The organism is Rubidibacter lacunae KORDI 51-2, from assembly GCF_000473895.1.
In the GTDB taxonomy this organism is placed as follows: domain Bacteria; phylum Cyanobacteriota; class Cyanobacteriia; order Cyanobacteriales; family Rubidibacteraceae; genus Rubidibacter; species Rubidibacter lacunae.
Genome location: NZ_ASSJ01000060.1, coordinates 15,162 through 33,099, shown reverse-complemented (window position 1 = coordinate 33,099; position 17,938 = coordinate 15,162). Strand labels below are relative to the sequence as shown.

General features: G+C 56.6%; 14 protein-coding genes. 7 read left to right on the top strand and 7 right to left on the bottom strand.

Features of this window, described 5'->3' with window-relative positions; translation table 11 throughout:
- Positions 1 to 113 precede the first annotated feature (113 nt).
- Together KR51_RS11135 and KR51_RS11130 are read right to left on the bottom strand one after the other, a co-directional pair.
- Entirely contained in the window at positions 114 to 938 is an 825-nt protein-coding gene (locus KR51_RS11135; protein WP_022607753.1) for an inositol monophosphatase family protein, read from the bottom strand.
- Between the two features lie 358 nt (positions 939 to 1,296).
- Positions 1,297 to 2,739: a DUF6130 family protein gene (locus KR51_RS11130; RefSeq protein WP_022607751.1), complete on the bottom strand. Its 1,443-nt coding sequence runs from the start codon at positions 2,737 to 2,739 to the stop codon at positions 1,297 to 1,299.
- Positions 2,740 to 3,156: 417 nt separating this feature from the next.
- On the opposite strand from KR51_RS11130, the gene psaA reads away from it, so the two are divergent.
- From psaA to hppD, 3 genes are all read left to right on the top strand, one after another.
- On the top strand, positions 3,157 to 5,418 hold the full coding sequence (gene psaA, locus KR51_RS11125) for a photosystem I core protein PsaA (protein ID WP_022607750.1): 2,262 nt from the start codon (positions 3,157 to 3,159) through the stop codon (positions 5,416 to 5,418).
- A gap of 172 nt (positions 5,419 to 5,590) precedes the next feature.
- Positions 5,591 to 7,819: a photosystem I core protein PsaB gene (gene psaB, locus KR51_RS11120; protein WP_022607749.1), complete on the top strand. Its 2,229-nt coding sequence runs from the start codon at positions 5,591 to 5,593 to the stop codon at positions 7,817 to 7,819.
- A 278-nt stretch (positions 7,820 to 8,097) separates the two neighbouring features.
- A complete protein-coding gene (hppD, locus tag KR51_RS11115) occupies positions 8,098 to 9,210 on the top strand; it encodes a 4-hydroxyphenylpyruvate dioxygenase (RefSeq protein WP_022607747.1) in 1,113 nt (370 codons plus the stop codon).
- Here hppD and KR51_RS11110 read toward each other — a convergent pair.
- The 3 genes from KR51_RS11110 to psbH all read right to left on the bottom strand — a co-directional run bounded on the left by KR51_RS11110 (position 9,200) and on the right by psbH (position 10,819).
- Positions 9,200 to 9,814 (bottom strand): CPP1-like family protein, encoded by a 615-nt coding sequence (locus KR51_RS11110; protein ID WP_022607745.1) that lies wholly within the window; start codon positions 9,812 to 9,814, stop codon positions 9,200 to 9,202. The genes hppD and KR51_RS11110 overlap by 11 nt on opposite strands.
- 189 nt (positions 9,815 to 10,003) lie before the next feature.
- Positions 10,004 to 10,300: a TatA/E family twin arginine-targeting protein translocase gene (locus KR51_RS11105; protein ID WP_022607742.1), complete on the bottom strand. Its 297-nt coding sequence runs from the start codon at positions 10,298 to 10,300 to the stop codon at positions 10,004 to 10,006.
- Positions 10,301 to 10,618: 318 nt separating this feature from the next.
- A complete protein-coding gene (gene psbH, locus KR51_RS11100) occupies positions 10,619 to 10,819 on the bottom strand; it encodes a photosystem II reaction center phosphoprotein PsbH (RefSeq protein WP_022607740.1) in 201 nt (66 codons plus the stop codon).
- 93 nt (positions 10,820 to 10,912) lie between these two features.
- Between psbH and psbN the strand changes: the two genes are divergently transcribed.
- A complete protein-coding gene (gene psbN / locus KR51_RS11095) occupies positions 10,913 to 11,044 on the top strand; it encodes a photosystem II reaction center protein PsbN (RefSeq protein ID WP_022607738.1) in 132 nt (43 codons plus the stop codon).
- 70 nt (positions 11,045 to 11,114) lie between these two features.
- Here the strand turns inward: psbN and KR51_RS11090 are convergent, their stop codons facing one another.
- On the bottom strand, positions 11,115 to 13,805 hold the full coding sequence (locus tag KR51_RS11090) for an alpha-mannosidase (RefSeq protein ID WP_022607736.1): 2,691 nt from the start codon (positions 13,803 to 13,805) through the stop codon (positions 11,115 to 11,117).
- Positions 13,806 to 13,875: 70 nt separating this feature from the next.
- Positions 13,876 to 15,546, bottom strand: coding sequence for a pilus motility taxis protein HmpF (gene hmpF / locus KR51_RS11085; protein WP_022607733.1), 1,671 nt, complete (start codon positions 15,544 to 15,546; stop codon positions 13,876 to 13,878).
- Positions 15,547 to 15,636: 90 nt separating this feature from the next.
- Here hmpF and KR51_RS11080 point away from each other — a divergent pair, with 90 nt between their 5' ends.
- The 3 genes from KR51_RS11080 to KR51_RS11070 all read left to right on the top strand — a co-directional run bounded on the left by KR51_RS11080 (position 15,637) and on the right by KR51_RS11070 (position 17,870).
- Entirely contained in the window at positions 15,637 to 16,851 is a 1,215-nt protein-coding gene (locus tag KR51_RS11080) for a response regulator (protein ID WP_051358172.1), read from the top strand.
- Positions 16,852 to 16,953: 102 nt separating this feature from the next.
- Positions 16,954 to 17,331 carry a response regulator gene (locus KR51_RS11075; RefSeq protein ID WP_022607730.1) on the top strand — a complete coding sequence of 126 codons (378 nt, stop codon included), beginning with the start codon at positions 16,954 to 16,956 and terminating at the stop codon, positions 17,329 to 17,331.
- Between the two features lie 2 nt (positions 17,332 to 17,333).
- Positions 17,334 to 17,870, top strand: a complete 537-nt coding sequence (locus KR51_RS11070; RefSeq protein ID WP_022607729.1) for a CheW domain-containing protein — start codon at positions 17,334 to 17,336, stop codon at positions 17,868 to 17,870.
- Positions 17,871 to 17,938: the final 68 nt, after the last annotated feature.

Genomic DNA, 17,938 nt, shown 5'->3' with positions numbered 1-17,938 from the left:
GCATTGAACTGCGGTCTGCTGGGCAATAGCTTCGCAACTCAGCACTTGCACTGGAAGATTTCAGCACGCAGTTGGATCGCCCTAGACACCAGACGGTAGACCGACAATGCTATTTAGAACCGTGAATTTTTCCAAACCGACTCGACAAGCGGCGCAAATACTGTGGCAACCGCCGGCCGACTGGCCACCAAACTCGGAAGCGCTTGGCTGCCGTAATCGCGTCCTGTCTGCAACGGAAAGACTGGCTCGGAACCGAGTTGCTCGAACGTTCCGCCAGCAGCTTGCAGGATCGCCCACGTCGCTGCGATGTCCCAAACCTTAGGAATCGCCTCGACTGCCGCCAAAACCGCTCCGGTCGCGACTAACAGAAAACTATAGGTACAAACGCCAACCACGCGCGACTTGCACGGCAGCGACGGTTGCAACACCGACGTGCTCCGGGTACACGCATTAAATAGATGGTTGGAGCTTGGCTCGTCCGGGCTCGTCCGAATCGGTTTCCCGTTCAAAAATGCCCCACTCTGACCGTCCAATCCCGAATCGCCGATCCAAATGCCGTGGAACGTCTGCTGTAAGGGGGGGAAATGCACGAGGCCAAATACTGGCGTCCCGCAATACAGCAAGCCCATCGATGTCCCCCAGATCGGAATCCCTCGCGTGAAGTTTGTCGTACCGTCGATCGGATCGACCACCCAACACCACTCGGTCCCCGAAAACAAATGCTCGGTTTCTTCAGTAATGACGCCGTGCTCGGGAAACTCTGCCGCGATCGCCGCGCGGATTTCGCCATCTGCCCACAAATCGGCTTCCGTCACTAACGAACCGTCGGCTTTTTGCTCGACGGCAGCATCGCCGAACGCCAACAAACGCTCGCCCACGCGAGCGGTCAGCGCGCGCGCGAATGCCTCAAAACGGGTCCAGTCGGGACTGGTGCTCATGATTGATTGACGCCTGTAGAGCGATTGCAACCGTCGGCAGGCAGTTGGAACAGTGTTTGACATAGGTCGAGACTCATACCTGGAGCATCCGCCTGCCTCTCGAAAATACAAGTGTATTGTGCCAGACAAGTGTATTGTGTCAGCTTGCCGCACCATGCAACTGCTGCTAGCAAGCGGCTCTCGGCTCGAAGATACCCCCAGTACAGTCGATATCTGACGATCGCGATGGTTGACGCGTATCGCCCGCAATGCCTGGCAATCGTCAGCCGTTCACTACCGTCGCAACCGCTTTAAATCTATCAGCGGCCAGACGGTCAGACCGCATCCAATGCGTCTGAACGACAGAAAAACAGATGTACTAATCACCAAGGCTAACCCCAGTCGGTTCGCTATCGGCTTCGGCATCGATGTCGGCATCGACATCAGTATCTCCCTCGGCGTCGGGAGCGATTGCTTCGATTTCCTCGGGCCCTGTTGCATCGACCTCCTGTAAGGGGACTGTGGCGGGGTCCGGTGGCGCGATCGCCTCATTTGCCTCGGGCTCTGGGGTTACTTCGACTTCTGGCTCGGGTACTTCTGACTGCTGCGGCGCGATCGCCTCTACTGCTTCGGGTTCGCCAACATCAAGCGTGTCAGCTGCTTCCGACTGTGGCGATGCGATCTCCTCAGGGGCCTCAGGCACTTCGGTATCTGGTGGAGTAATTGCTGCCGAATCTTCAACTGCCGCAGCTCCGGACTCCTCGACCTCGGAGGCATCCGGTCCCGCGCTCACATCAGAATCCGATGTCGGCGGCGCGATCGCCTCGGGCTCTTCATCCCCTTCAACATCCAGACCTTCTGGCACGCCAATCTCCTCCGATGCCGCCGGCAAGTGGTAGTTCGGGTCGACAATGCCCAGGGATTCTTCGAGGCTCAGCTCTCCGCGCACGAGCTTCGCCAGCGTATCCTGTCCCTCCGGTTGGAACTCCAAGATCCGTGCCGTCGTGTTAAAGGCATTTCCGACCGGATTGGCTTCCGCGTCCAGATACTCCAACTTCACCCAGTTGCGCCCGACCTCAAACCCTTCGAGGTACACCGGCATCCACGTGTCCATCAAAAAACTTTGGCCGTTAACTGTCACGCGTACCCGCCAGTCATCGCTGCCAAGAGCATTTGCTTCGCGAACGCCCAAGCGAATCGGTGCATTGGTCAGAAAGAAATCGAGCATAATCGGCTCGGCACCGTAGCTCCCGCGCGGGCGGCTGTAGGTTAACAACGGCAGACCCGGATCGGGGTTGTTTCCAGCTGTTGGCGTTAGAACGTGGAAGGTTACCTGGGCGTAAGCACCCTCGTTTTTAAAACTTTCATGCCACGGTCGCGATGCAAAAATCCGCACCGTATGAGTTCCCGGTGCCAGATTCTCAAACACCAGTGGTTCGTCGTCGGTGTAAACCGCTCGATAGGGTTCGTTGTCGAGTATGACGTGTAAGTGCGGCCCCAGCCCCAACTGCTCGTCCTTAAATATAGGCAAGTCCCGCACTCGTACCCGCACGCGCGCTGTTGTGTCGGTTAAAACGGCTCCGTCCTCCGGACTGAGTACGGTCACTTGCGGTCGGAATGCATCCAAACGCTGGCGCAACTCGCGGATGACCGGCGGCGGTGCGACTTCCACCAAACGCGTAATGGGTGCAGTCGGTTCGCCATCAACTGCTCTGTCCGGCTCAACGCGATCGCTGCAACCATTTATACCGAAAACTAATAGTACTAGCAGCGATCCTACGATCGCCGCGCGCTTCCAATCGCTCGCCAACCAACTCGCCATAAATCGACGCTACTCGCGACTCAACCGCCTCCCATTCTATGGGCAGATCTGTATTGACAGATACCGCTAGTCATTTAGCAATTCGGCCGCAGTAACTTATCAGCCACTTTGTTGCAGATTGTTTCGAAGACAACACTTTGCAACCACAAGAAGCATCCGCTCGGTCGCGTGCAAAGCTTGTGCCGTCGCGATTTGAGGCAAGTTTAAAAATTGTGTCGCTCGCTCGGGTGCTGTCAGAGCAACCTCTATGATCGTCTGGTAAGACGTTCCATGTCACGTCAGAACAGTCAATTTACACGCGGCCTCACTCACGGCATGGCGAATTTAATTTCCGCCAAATCCGTTACTGTTCTTGTTTTCACGCTGTTTCGTTCTTCGAAATAGTCGCGTCTCCATTGTTCAGAGAGGAGATCCCCTATGACAATTAGCCCTCCAGATCGCGAGGCTAAGGTCAAAGTGACGGTTGACGAGGATCCGGTCCCTACTTCATTCGAACGCTGGGCTAAACCGGGTCACTTCGACCGCACGCTGGCCAAAGGTCCCAAAACCACAACCTGGATTTGGAACCTACATGCTGACGTTCACGATTTCGACAGTCAGGGCAATCTCGAAGAAATTTCGCGCAAAATCTTCAGCGCGCACTTCGGGCACCTGGCAGTCATTTTTCTGTGGCTGAGCGGCATGTATTTCCACGGTGCGCGCTTCTCCAACTACGAAGCGTGGCTTGCCGATCCCACCGCCATCAAACCGAGCGCTCAAGTGGTCTGGCCGATCGTCGGTCAAGAAATCCTCAACGCCGATGTGGGCGGAGGCTTCCACGGAATTCAGATCACTTCTGGATTCTTCTACCTATGGCGAGCATCTGGCTTCGTCCACTCCTACGAGCTTTATGCCACCGCGATCGGCGCGCTGGTGATGGCCGGGTTGATGCTTTTTGCCGGGTGGTTTCACTATCACAAGCGCGCTCCCAAGCTGGAATGGTTCCAGAATGTGGAGTCGATGCTCAACCACCACTTGGCAGGATTGCTCGGTCTCGGCTCTTTGGCCTGGGCCGGTCACCAGATCCACGTGTCTTTACCGATCAATGAGCTGCTCGATCGCGGCGTGTCTCCAGCGGACATTCCACTCCCGCACGAGTTCATTCTCAATACAAATCTAATGGCCGAGCTGTACCCCAGCTTTGCCCAAGGATTAAAACCCTTCTTTGCTCTTAACTGGGGAGCATACGCCGATTTCTTGACCTTCAAGGGCGGCTTGAACCCCGTAACGGGCGGGTTGTGGTTGACGGACACCGCGCACCACCATTTGGCGATCGCGGTGCTCTTCATCATTGCCGGACACATGTACCGCACCAACTGGGGCATCGGACACAGCCTTAAGGAACTCTTGGACGGTCACCAAGGCGATCCGCTGCTGTTCGGTGGCAAAGGTCACCAGGGATTGTATGAGGTTCTGACCACCTCCTGGCACGCTCAGCTGGCCATCAACTTGGCGATGTTGGGCTCTCTGACCATCATCGTCGCCCAGCACATGTACTCGATGCCGCCGTATCCGTACATGGCTACTGACTATGCCACTCAGCTTTCGCTGTTCACCCACCACATGTGGATCGGCGGCTTCCTAATTGTTGGTGCTGCAGCTCATGGTGCGATCTTCTTGGTGCGCGATTACGACCCGGCTAAAAACGTCGATAACGCCCTCGACCGCGTCCTGCGCGTGCGCGACGCGATTATCTCGCACTTGAACTGGGTGTGTATTTTCCTGGGCTTCCACAGCTTCGGACTTTACGTTCACAACGACACCATGCGTGCGTTGGGACGTCCGCAAGACATGTTCTCCGATACGGGGATTCAACTGCAGCCAGTGTTCGCGCAGTGGTTGCAAAACCTGCATACCCTCGCACCGGGCAGCACGGCTCCCCATGCTGCGGCTACAGCTAGCGTCGCCTTTGGTGGTGATGTGGTTGCAGTCGGCGGCAAAGTGGCAATGATGCCGATTGTCTTGGGCACGGCGGACTTCATGGTCCACCACATCCACGCCTTTACAATTCACGTGACGGTGCTGGTTCTGCTCAAAGGCGTGCTTTACGCGCGCAACTCGCGCCTGATTCCGGACAAGTCCGAGTTGGGTTTCCGCTTCCCCTGTGACGGTCCGGGTCGTGGTGGTACCTGCCAAGTGTCTGGTTGGGACCACGTGTTCCTTGGATTGTTCTGGATGTACAACTCCTTGTCGATCGCGATTTTCCACTTCAGCTGGAAGATGCAGTCGGACGTCTGGGGGACGGTAGCACCGGACGGAACGGTCTCGCACATCACCGGTGGCAACTTTGCCACGAGCGCGATTTGCATTAACGGCTGGTTGCGTGACTTCCTCTGGGGTCAAGCTGCTAACGTGATCAACTCCTATGGGTCGGCCCTGTCGGCTTACGGACTGTTGTTCTTGGGAGCGCACTTCGTCTGGGCATTCAGCCTGATGTTCCTGTTTAGCGGTCGCGGCTACTGGCAGGAGCTGATCGAATCCATCGTTTGGGCGCACAACAAGCTCAAGGTCGCTCCTGCGATTCAACCGCGCGCGCTCAGCATCATCCAAGGACGCGCAGTCGGCGTCGCTCACTACCTGTTGGGTGGAATCGTCACGACTTGGGCGTTCTTCCTGGCGCGAATCATTGCCGTTGGCTGAGGCTAAACTGAACGGTAATTATCGCCCCAATGTGTCGCATCAACTGACTCGACATCCATGGTTCTCTCTCTGGTTGGCGTTCCCATAGCTTCACCGGATTGAGAGCTGGAGCGCGCGAAGCTATCCGCAAGCGCTTGCTCGTCTCTCAGCGAGGAGGAATTCCTGAAGACTCATGGCAACTAAGTTCCCGAAATTCAGCCAAGACTTGGCTCAAGATCCGACCACGCGTCGGATCTGGTACGGGATTGCCACGGCCCACGACTTTGAAAGCCACGATGGCATGACCGAAGAGAATCTTTACCAGAAGATCTTCGCGTCGCACTTCGGTCACCTGGCAATCATTTTCCTGTGGACCTCCGGCACCCTGTTCCACGTTGCCTGGCAAGGCAACTTCGAGCAGTGGATCCAAGATCCACTCAACGTCCGCCCGATCGCTCACGCGATTTGGGATCCGCATTTCGGTCAGCCGGCAGTGGATGCCTTCACACAGGCAGGAGCCTCGAACCCCGTGAACATCGCCTACTCGGGCGTTTATCACTGGTTCTACACCATCGGTATGACCCAGAACAGCGACCTCTATATGGGTGCGGTGTTCTTGCTGTTGCTCTCGTCGGTATTCTTGTTCGCGGGCTGGCTGCATCTGCAGCCGAAGTTCCGCCCCAGTCTCTCCTGGTTCAAGAATGCGGAGTCGCGCCTCAACCATCACTTGGCCGCTCTGTTCGGCGTTAGCTCGCTGGCGTGGACCGGTCACCTGGTTCACGTTGCGATTCCGGAAGCACGAGGACAGCACGTAGGTTGGGACAACTTTTTGTCCGTCAAGCCGCACCCGGCCGGTCTCGGTCCGTTCTTTACGGGCAACTGGGGCGTTTACGCGCAGAACCCGGATACCGCTCAGCACGTGTTCGGTACGGCTGACGGAGCAGGGACGGCGATCCTGACGTTCCTGGGCGGCTTCCACCCCCAGACCGAGTCCCTGTGGCTGACCGATATCGCCCACCACCACCTGGCGATCGCGGTAATTTTCATCGTGGCGGGTCACATGTACCGCACGAACTTCGGTCTCGGGCACAGCATCAAGGAGATGCTGAACTCCAAGAAGCCGTTGTTCGGTATGGAGAACCAGGGGCAGTTCAACCTGCCACACCAGGGTCTCTATGACACGCTCAACAACTCGCTGCACTTCCAGCTAGCGCTGGCGTTGGCATCGCTGGGTGTGGTGACCTCGCTCGTAGCCCAGCACATGTACTCTTTGCCGCCGTATGCCTTTATGGCGCGAGATTACACCACTCAGGCGGCGCTATACACGCACCACCAGTACATTGCCGGCTTCATCATGGTCGGGGCATTCGCACACGGGGCGATCTTCCTAGTGCGCGACTACGATCCCGCCCAGAACAAAGGCAACGTGTTGGACCGCGTGCTACAGCATAAGGAAGCGATTATCTCGCACCTGAGCTGGGCATCGCTGTTCCTGGGCTTCCACACTTTGGGCCTGTACGTCCATAACGACGTCGTTGTCGCGTTCGGAACCCCCGAGAAGCAGATCCTGATCGAGCCGGTGTTCGCACAGTTCATTCAAGCTGCACATGGCAAGCTCCTGTATGGCATGGATGTTCTCCTGTCCAACCCCGACAGCGTGGCATACACGGCATTCCCCAACTACGGCAACGTTTGGCTGACGGGTTGGCTGGATGCTATCAATAGCGGCAAGAACTCGCTGTTCTTGACTATTGGACCGGGCGACTTCCTGGTGCACCATGCGATCGCGTTGGGATTGCACACGACAACCTTGATTCTCGTCAAGGGCGCTCTGGATGCTCGCGGCTCGAAGCTAATGCCGGACAAGAAAGATTTCGGCTACAGCTTCCCGTGCGATGGTCCGGGTCGCGGCGGCACCTGTGACATCTCGGCGTGGGACTCCTTCTACCTGGCGATGTTCTGGATGCTGAACACGATCGCTTGGCTAACGTTCTACTGGCACTGGAAACACCTTGGCGTTTGGCAGGGAAATGTCGCACAGTTTAACGAGTCTTCGACGTACTTGATGGGCTGGTTCCGAGACTATCTATGGCTGAACTCGGCACAGTTGATCAACGGCTACAACCCCTACGGCATGAACAACCTGGCGGTTTGGTCCTGGATGTTCTTGTTCGGTCACCTCGTGTGGGCGACGGGATTCATGTTCTTGATCTCCTGGCGCGGTTACTGGCAAGAGCTGATCGAGACGCTGGTGTGGGCGCACGAACGCACGCCTCTAGCAAACTTAGTGCGCTGGAAGGACAAGCCGGTGGCGATGTCGATCGTTCAGGGTCGCGTGATCGGTCTGGCCCACTTCACAGTTGGCTTCATCTTGACTTACGCAGCCTTCGTGATTGCCTCGACAGCTAGCGCTTTTGGCTGATACCTAAGGGTCTAGCCTCGATTTGCTAGGCACTGAAGACAGCTCCCCACCCACGCGGGTGGGGAGTTTTTTTAGGGCATGTCGCTCGACCCCTGCGTTGTCGAGGCAAACCATTGCGGCCACGTCGAAGGACCTTCAGTTTTGCGTGCGAAGCGCAGCTCTCATTTGGCTCCACTAAGGAATAGCTGGTGTTAGGGGCGCTATTCTGACTGAAGAGGGGTATGCGGTCGATAGCGGGCCAAATGGGTCGCTCTTTCAGCTCCGGATGCATTGTGGCTATGAAAATCGAGCGCGTACGTTTCTACGTCGATGCAGCCGATCGCTGGCGCGACTGGTTTATTGGGTGTTGGGGACTGCAGGTTGTGGCTGAAGGATCCCTCGACTCCAACGCGAGCGCAGTCGTTGTAAACAGCGAGGCCGTGCAGTTCGTTATTGCCGCGCCGACCGGTCGGCACGGCACAATTGCGTCCTACCTGCGACAGCATCCCCCTGGTGTCGGCGCAATTGACTTCGTTGTTGATAACCTTGATATCTGCCTAGCGCGAGCGCTCGCGGCCGGCTCGCGCCTCCGACACCCCCCCCGCGAGCGACACGACGAGCGCGGTCGCGTGCGTTGGGCGCGTATTGCCTGTGCTGGGTCTGTAGACTTCGTCACGATCGAACGAAAGGGAAATACCCCGGCCTTGCCCGACAGTAACATCGATCTTTTAGCCGGTAGCTGCCCGACTACCGGACCGTTCCGGGAGCTAGATCACGTCGTCTTAAATGTCGCTGCCGGGCAGCTCGCACCAACTGCACGTTGGCTAGAAGCTGCGTTCGGATTCCAGCTCCGCCAGTCGTTCGCGATCGGCACCGATCATTCCGCCCTTGCCTCACAAGTGCTGGTCCATCCTGAAAGCGGCACGCAATTGCCTGTCAACGAACCGATGTCACCAAACTCGCAAATCCAAGAGTTTCTCGACGCCAACCGCGGGCCTGGCATCCAACATGTCGCGCTAGAAACCACCGAGATCGCCGAGGTGGTGACGCACTTACGTCGAGCGGGCGTCCGGTTCCTAGACGTCCCCGGAAGCTACTATGCCGAGCTCAATACGCGCCTGCAGCCCTACTCTTTGCAGGCAATTGAATGCGAGGCGGTCGCGCGCGCGCGCATCCTTGTAGACCGCAGCATCGACGCCGACCTCAATGTCGGGGTCGGGCACGAAGCACCCTTACTGTTTCAGATCTTCACGCAACCGGTGTTCGGGCAGTCGACGTTTTTTTTCGAACTCATCGAACGCCGTGCGAGTGCCCGAGGCTTCGGCGAGGGAAATTTCCAGGCTCTCTTCGAGGCTATCGAACGCGAGCAGCTCCAGCGCAGCAGGCTCAAACCCCTAGCCACTAGCGCATAAAGCTACTAACCAACCACAGAAAGAAAAACGATACTAGCGAGATGAAGTGCGCTTCTTCCATACCCCGACCTGCAATTGGGGACAAAACGGCTCCCAAACCAATGCCAACGGCAAGGGCGATACCCGATAGTAGTAGCGATCTCCCAAAACGTCGCTCTTTACGCGTTAGCAGGAAACCACATGCGCCAAATCCCAGCGGCAACAGAAGCGAAAGCGATCGCGCCTCTGAGTTAGGCACGAGTAACGTAAGTAGGACCAAACCGATAAAAATGCCTGAGGACAGCAGTAAGTCCGCACGTGACGGTGTATCTAGCAAACCTTGCAGCCATGGCGGGGAGCTATTGCTGTGTTCGAGGGGAGACGTCGGAGGCGGCTCGACTGTACGTTCGGGGAAGCGGATGCGCTCGGGTACTTTGATCTTGCCTTCCTGACGCAAGCGCAGGCGTTCCATAATAATGGCGTCATAGGCCGCCTCAACAGTTTCGATAACTTTGCTATCGCCGCTGTGCTCTTGATTGAGACGGCGCTTTGCATCCTGGATTTCCTCAAAGGATGCGTCCTCGGTAACCCCAAGCTGCTCGAAGGGACTCTGCTGCTCGCTCATGCCTACCTCCGCATCTGCTGTCCGCGCGCTAACTAGCTACCCTTGCCAACGCCAACGCACGCAATCTCTAAAGTCAGTGTAGCCCGAACGTTTCGGAGCATTCAGCTAGCTCGCAACTACCCTGAAGGATCTCCATTCATAGATCGTGCGTCTTAAACCTTGACTGAGGGTGCTGCCGCGGCGGCATGCTTAGCTCACCTCATTTTCGGTACCGGAACGCTCGACCGACGTCTCAGGCGTATTGGGTTCGGGTGAAACTGATGTCGCTTCACTTGCTTCCAGACGTGCGCTCATTTTGACCGCCTCCTCGAGTTCTTGGCTCTCGCGCTTGAACTCGTTCTCGAATTCCTTTGAAGCATCCTGGAAGCCGCGGATAGCCTTGCCAAGGCTGCGCCCAATCTCCGGTAGTTTTTTTGGACCGAACACTAGCAGCGCGATTGCCAGAATCAGAACCATTTCCGGCAGACCGATGCCGAATACATTCATATGCAGCTCCTATTTAGCTCGCCACCCAGTGTATACGGAGGCGGATAAGGCGGTTGCAGCAGTTGGGAGTTAAGCCCCCAACGCAAAAAGCTCCTGCCTATGAAAACCCACTCGCGCCATGCATTCGCTGAAGCCCTAAGCAACACGTATGTACCTGGTTGCGACTGAGCTAGTGCCGATTGCCTCCCGGCAAAACGATCGGACGAAGCCGGTCACACACCTCGGCACGACGTCAGCGCAAGACCATTGAGACGCTGGGAAAATATTGAAAAAGCCCGGGCGTGCCGGGCCGGAACAGTCGAGAGGCAGCGAACGGACTTAGCCCAAGCTGCGCCAATCGACATCAAAGGTATCGAGGATCAAGGAGTTGTTATAGATCTGCAGGATGATTAGCAGAAAGACGAAGAACAATCCAATGAAAACCGCCATGAGCGGGGTAGTCCCCCAACCTGGGGCTACTTTTCCGTACTCCGAATTCAGGGGTTTGAGCAAGTTTCCGAGTCGCGTGCGCTGTGCCATGATGATTCCCGTTCTGCGTTGGAGTCGCGAGGACACTTCGTAAAGTTTGTGTAATATTGTAAAGGAGTACGCATCGTATGCACGGACTTCGCCATGGAACCCGCAACAGTTCTTATCATCGGTATCGGTACGCTGGTTTTAGGCGTTGCTGGGTACTCGGTATATTTATCGTTCGGTCCGCCGTCGTTGGAACTCGACGATCCCTTCGAGGACCACGAAGATTAATCGCAGGCTGTTGATGTCGGGATGTGGAGTGCCCGAGCAGTTGCACCCACCACCAACTTTTTTCTAGGAGCTAGTTCCCCAACGCGATCGCCAAAGAAGCGATTTGGTAAGGTTCGAGTACGAGTTCGATCCGGTTTTCGGACAACAACTGGGCACTGCTTTCGTCCCACGTCTCATATAGAGTGGTTCGGCAGTAGGCGGCCGCCGGGAACCCGAGTTGCAGCCGTGCTGTTTGCAGGCGGTCGCTGAGGTTGCAAACGCGCAAGACGCAGATTTGGTCGTGCTCGGTTGGCTTGAGCGCCGACAGCAGAATCCAAGGGTTTTCTGAGCGCAGTAGCGTTCCCGAACGCGGCAGCCGCGTTTCGGCATCGCCCTTAACGTAGGGTAGATACGGCATCTCCCTCACCCAAGCCGGATGGGCAAATGCACGAGCGCAACGAATCGCAATTTCGCGGGCAATCGTGCCGACACCAAACGCTAGTTCGGCTCGGAGCGATCGCAAGCACTGCGCGCCGGGTGTCGGGACGGATGGACCGGCCTGGCACGGACGAATGCGTCCGCCGCCCACGGATAAATAGCCAACTGCGCGATGGAGCGTAACGGCAACGCGAGTATCGCCTTCAGGGTCTAGCAACTCGTACTCCGGCAGGCCGCGGTTGGCGATCCAGACACGATGTGTTGCACCTTCAACGAGGACGAAGTCGCCCTGGTGGTGGGTGGGATAGTCCAACTCACCTGGATAGGTTCCGTAGCACTCGGGGTCCGATTCGGGGGTACGTTGCGGTGGTTTGCAACGCTCGGCGAGGCGAAAATGACCGTCTGCTAGCGAGGTGTCAGTGGCAAATCCAACCGGAAACACGGCGCGTAGGCGACCGTCGCGAGCACAATTTTCATACATAACCGTGACGGCGAGCGATCGGGTCTCGTCAAGCTCCAGCCAGACGTTCAGTTCTAAATTTGTTGTTGTATCGGCATCAGCCGAGAGAGGCACGTCAAGCGCATATCTTAGCTGCAGTAGGTCGCAGCGCTGCGGGTGCCAGCTTGCACCCATTAGCGTTGCCCACCAGGGCCCGCACTCGGGGGCCGGACCGAACGAGTAGGTATCGCCGCGATCTAGCTGATACTCAAACTGCAAGACGTTGGGAAAAAACGTGCCGGTTTCCTTCTCGGTCAGCTCGACGCGATCGCCGACAACCTCGACGCGATAACTCGCGTTTTCTAGCACTGGCGACGGCGGCTCGACTGCTGGTGCGATCGGCGCGTCAAGTTCGTTGAGGCGCACGAGCTGATAGCCCAGGGGCGGGACGTTTACAACAAAGGTCGCGTCATAGCGGCGCCCCCACGTCGTCTCCAGGTAGCGCGATCGCACCACCGGTGCCTCGCTATTGAGAACTGCGACGTTCAGCGTTCGACCGTCGCCGTCGCAACCGATTAGCTGGCGCTCGGGCGGCGGTTCGCCCCATTCGCCATCTGGATTTGGGAACAAAACATTCGTGATGACTCGGTAACGCTGCTGATGCGGGTGGGGATTGAACACCCACACGTCAGAACCGCGGCTGGCAGTCTGGGCTGGAGCTGCAAACCCGAACTGCTGCAAACGTTCGAGGTGCTCGACGAGAATTGCATCGGCGATTTGCTCGATTTGGCGCGTGCGGTACTCGGCATCGTCGTGGACGGCATCGACGCTACAGCCGCAAATATCGTCGTGGGGATGGTTCTGCAGCAACAGTTTCCAGGCTCGCTCCCAAAACGGCCGGATGTCGGCTCCCAAACCCATTGCTTGCATCCAAACACTGAAAGGTTCGACATATTGCACGAGCAATTGTTGGCTGCGGTGGTTCTGCTGCTTGAGGTACATGCGTGTCGAATACACGCTCGACAATATCGGCTGATCGGCGTTACCGAGTAAATCGCCGCGGTAAACCTGGCGTTCGCCTCGCTCCTGCTGCAGCGCGTCCGTAAACTCCGACAGGGTCGCGTGCTCCAATTCGATCTCGTCGAGGTCGGCATTTAATCGAGCCAGCAAGTGCGGCAGCTCCGGCTGCGGTGGCATGTGATCGAAGCCATTGCTCAACAACAGTGCCGATTCTCTCTGGAGCGGTGCCATGGTTGCGATCGCGCCTCTCACTCTCTCCTCAGCCAGTGCCATGTCTGGCTTGTGACCTTCAAAGCGCCCGAAGACACTTGGATGTCCCAAAGCACCCATCGGGAAATAGCCTTCGCGTTGGTAAACCGCCGTCACTGTCGAGCCATCCGGTGCCGCCCAGTCGAACACGGCACCGTGCGTCTTTTTTGTCGCAGCATCCAGCCCGCGCATGAAAATGTAGGTGTCGATGCCGAACCCACGTAGAATCTGGGGTATCTGTGCGAAATGGCCGAATGGATCGGGGGCGTAGCCGATCGCCAAGCTGCCGCCAAATTGCTCTGCCAATCGCTGCCCGATTTGTAGGTTGCGTACGATCGCTTCCCCGCTCGCTAGAAATAAGTCGGGCATCGTGTACCACGGTCCTACCGACAAGCGGCCGGATTTAACATATTCCTGCAGGTGTGACGCTCGCTCGGGGCGGATTTCCAGATAATCCTCTAGCAAGACTGTTTGACCGTCGAGGGCAAACGCACGAAAGCCCCGATCGCGATCCAGCAGCACTAGCAAGCTGTCTATCGCCCGAACGAGCCGAAAACGGAATGATTGGAAGGGCAAATACCAAGCCCGGTCCCAGTGAGTATGAGACACGACAAACCCGCGGTAGGGTGCGTCCATAAGCAGTTTCGGCAGCAGCAGCGAGTCGATTTTAGCAACTCTATTTCAACGAGATCGCTGTGGCTCTAGATCAGCTTGCGCTAACCTCCGAGGGTGCCAACAACCCCAGTGCACGTTGCACCTCGCCCAACACCTCTCGATAGTGATTGCCACCTACCTCTAGCACCACTGCTTCGAGCCGTTCGCGGGTAGCCTGGAGTGCATCTCGTTGCTGCTGCAGCATCGCTTCGCTGGCATTAACTTGGCCCCACACTCTGGCAGCCGCTGCCTGCAATTGCTGAAGTACTGCTTCGGCCACTTGCACTTCCTTACGTTTGGAAGCGCACTGGCTCTCGTAGAATCGTACCTGCTCCTGTAATTGCCCCGCCCCCGAACGCAGCTGCTCGATCGTGCCGTCGATGCGTTGTAGCTCTTCCTCAAGGTGCGCGCGGCGCTCCTCAAGTTGGTGCAAGACAGGACCGAGATCGATGCGCTCGATCGCGTCGGACTCTACAGAATAACCCTGTCGGCGCATTAAGACGTGCTGATGTTGTTCCAGGATATTCTCCCGGATCTTTAGCGTTCGGCGTTGACCGACAAGCGTTTCTTCTAAAAAACGATAGCGATCCATTTCCTCCTCCAGCTCCAGCTGGACGCTCGAGCGCTCGACCTCGCCAGCTTGCCGTAGTTGCTCCTGTAGTTCCTCAATGCGCCCGCACTGAAAGCGTAATTCTTCTTCTTGGTCGTTCACGAAGGGAATAGCCTTTTCGAGGTCGCGCTGAAGCGAATCGACCGTACCCTGCAAATCCTCAACAGGCATTTGCTCGAGCGCATCGAGATCTAGCGCTTGGGTGAGTTTGACCAAATTCGATGTCGTTGCTAAATAGGCCAGAGAGTCTCGCAACTCACTCTGAGCTTGGAGTTGGCGAGCCAGTAACTTGAGAGTTTCTTGTTTGCTCTCCAGCACCCGGTCCTGAGCTCGCGACTGCGTACGAACTTCATCAAGAGTTGTTTGTAGGTCGCCCAGCTCCTGTTGCAAAGCGCCCAATCGTCTTAGCTGATGCTCGGTTTCGTTGGTCTTATGCTGGGCTTCCAAACGTTCGCGGTCGAGCTGCTCGGAGCGCTGGGCAAGTTGCTGCTGTTGCTGCTCGACCATCGAAATGGCCTCCCGGGCTGGCTCGAGCACCGCTCCACCAATTGCTGAGAGTTGCTCGACAACACCGCGCAGTTGCATCATCTGCGACTCATCCAGCAACGCACCGCTTTGAAACTCCGGGCGGCTACCGAGATCGGCGCGCAAACGTTCGAGATCGGCACGCTCTTGCTCTATGCGGCTAAGATCCTTTTCCATTGACTCGATCCGATCGCGAGCCGCCTCCAACTCCATCTCCGCACTTTCCATCTCCATTTCGCGGCGATTAAGCTCCTGAGCTTGGTAAGTCAGAGACTGCTTCCACTGTTCGATTTCCTCTTCCTGACCTCTTGACTTTTCCACCAGTCGTGAGAGATTCTGCAACAGTCCCACTAGCTTTGCACCAGCCAACTCGGGACGCCCTTGCAATTGACGGGTGCTTGAGAGGTCAACTAACAGCAGCGAACCCTCATTGAAGTTCATGCTTGCGTCTTCAAGTGTCAGCGTCTCGTCACCTTGAACGGCACTCCAACCTTGGTCGCTGCGCTGGCATCCCAGCAACTTCAACATCGTCCTGGGAGTACCCATAAATGTCTTAGTCTGTCGCTTGACTTCCACGATGTACAGCACACTCTTAATCCCCGCTGCGTCTTGAGGTCGATGCCGAACTTGTCCGTTGCGCCCCAATCGCTCACTTGATTATTGCCAGGCTCGTGATTGATGCAACCAAAGCTTCTCAAAGCCATGCTGCAAGGTACGCTTGACGAGATCGACATCCGTAGCATACTGCAATTCCTTGAATTGGGTCAGCGAACGGGCGTGTTGTTTGTAGAAGCCCCCACATCGGGTAGCGAGTGCTTATCCTTGCGATTCTGGTCGGTGGAACTCGCTCAGGGTCGGATTGTTTTTGCAACCGAGCTCCACAGCGATCCACTTCTGCGACTGCGCGATTCACTGCGGCGCTACAAAGGTGCCGCTAGTGCTCTCGACGCGGGTTATTCTCTTAGCGATTGCGCCCGTCCCCTCGAACATACTTATCTGTGGCAGCTGCTCGAACACCGCTTGTTATCTCCCGCTCAAGGACGCTTTGTACTTGAGAACCTTGTTGTGGAGACCTTATTCGATCTAATGAGCCTCCAGCAGGGTCGGTTCTGGTTCCAGTCCGGACCAGCTCTCGAACCTCAACTCGTTGCCCTTGCCCCTAGCGAAGTTGCACCGCTGGCCGTCCTTCAATTGCAGCAATGGAAGCTATTGCACCCGCACGTGCAGTCGCCCGAGCAGCGCCCAACTGTTGTCGATCGCTGCTCTTTGCAATCCGCCTTGAGCGAGCGAGCGTTCCGTAGCCTTGCTCGTGCTTGTAATGGCAACCTCTCCCTAAGGCGCATAGCTCGCCTGCTCAACCGTGACTTGTTGTCAACGGCCAAGGCAATTTACCCCTACGTCGAGTGCGGTTGGGTCCAACTATCGCGTGTCGATGGAACGCCAAGCGCTACCCCACCAAAAGAACCGCACAAACCCCAGGTTATTTGTATAGATAGTGACGTGACGAACTGCCAGCGCGTGGAGTATAGTTTGAATCAGTACGATTGCAACACGGTGGCTGTTAACGACATGCGCCGGGTTCTGGATCTTACTTTCGAGCTTCGTCCAGACTTTATCTTTTGCGCGCTATCGCTACCCATGCTGGCAGGCGATGAGTATTGTGCGATGTTGCGAGCAACTGCGAATTATCGCCACGCTCCGATCGCGATAATCCTACCTATCGACAGCAACTATTTCGATTGCATGCGAGCACAGCTTGCTGGAGCAACTGAATTATTGTTCCAACCCTTTGACGAAAGCGAACCTGCCGCACTGCTTGCTAAGCATCTAAGGCGAGGAGATTTATCGGCCCGACTCCGGGCAAGCAAGTCAGCGGGTCTTGGGGGATACTGAAGGGCAAAAGTTTGGGCATTCTAAGTTAAAGTTTGGGCATTCTAAGTTATTGATTGCCCTAAACCGGTTTGGAGCGGTAGGAACCTATCAGGGAAGAGAGACATGAGCACCGTCTTGGTGGTAGAGGATAGCCTAACGCAGCGGCAGATGATCTCGGACATTCTTAAGGACAGCGAGTTGCAAACAGCCGTAGAAAGCGTTAGCGACGGTGTTGAAGCACTCGAACGTATTCAGGAGAGTCGCCCCGATATTGTTGTCTTAGATATTGTTATGCCGCGGATGAACGGGTACGAGGTCTGCCGTCAGATTAAAACCGACCCCGAGACTCAGGGCGTTCCCGTTGTGATGTGTTCTTCCAAGGGCGAAGAATTCGATCGCTACTGGGGTATCAAGCAGGGTGCTGATGCCTATATTTCCAAACCCTTCGAGCCAGCAGAACTAATCGGCACGGTCAAACAGCTTTTGCGCGGGAGGGAGTAGCCATGACGGCCGACCAACCACTTCTCGGCAACCTAGTTCCTAGCAACGCTGCTGTTGAGGATTTCGAGCAGCGGCTTGCCCCTGAGGGTGAGCTTTATTTGCGGTTCTGCATTCCCTCGGGTAAGGAGTTTGCACTGTCGGCAACTGGGATCCGCGAAGTGGTTTCTCAGTCGCCCGGGCTGATTACAGCAATTCCCAATGCTTCATATTTACTGCTCGGTACGATGAACCTTCGCGGGCAAGTTATTTGGGTTGCCGATCTCGGGCAGTTCCTGGGCGAAACAACGGCACTAACGACCGAGCGGTCTGAAATTCCCGTAATCGCCATTGAGGAGCAGGAGACGACAATTGGGCTGGCTGTTGAGGACATCATCGGCATGGACTGGTTGGACACCAACCGGCTACGCATGTCGAGTTCCGTTCCCGATAGCATGACATCGTTCGTTAGCGGCGAGTGGGACCTCGATGCCCAATCAGGGCCTTGCTTGCGCTTGCTCGATGCGGCAGCAATTCTTCGCTCGGCGCGTTGGGCTGCTTAGACGCGCTGGCAACCGCAAGTCGCGCGGTTGCGTCTCATGGCAACGGGAATCAATCCCCCAGTAGCAGC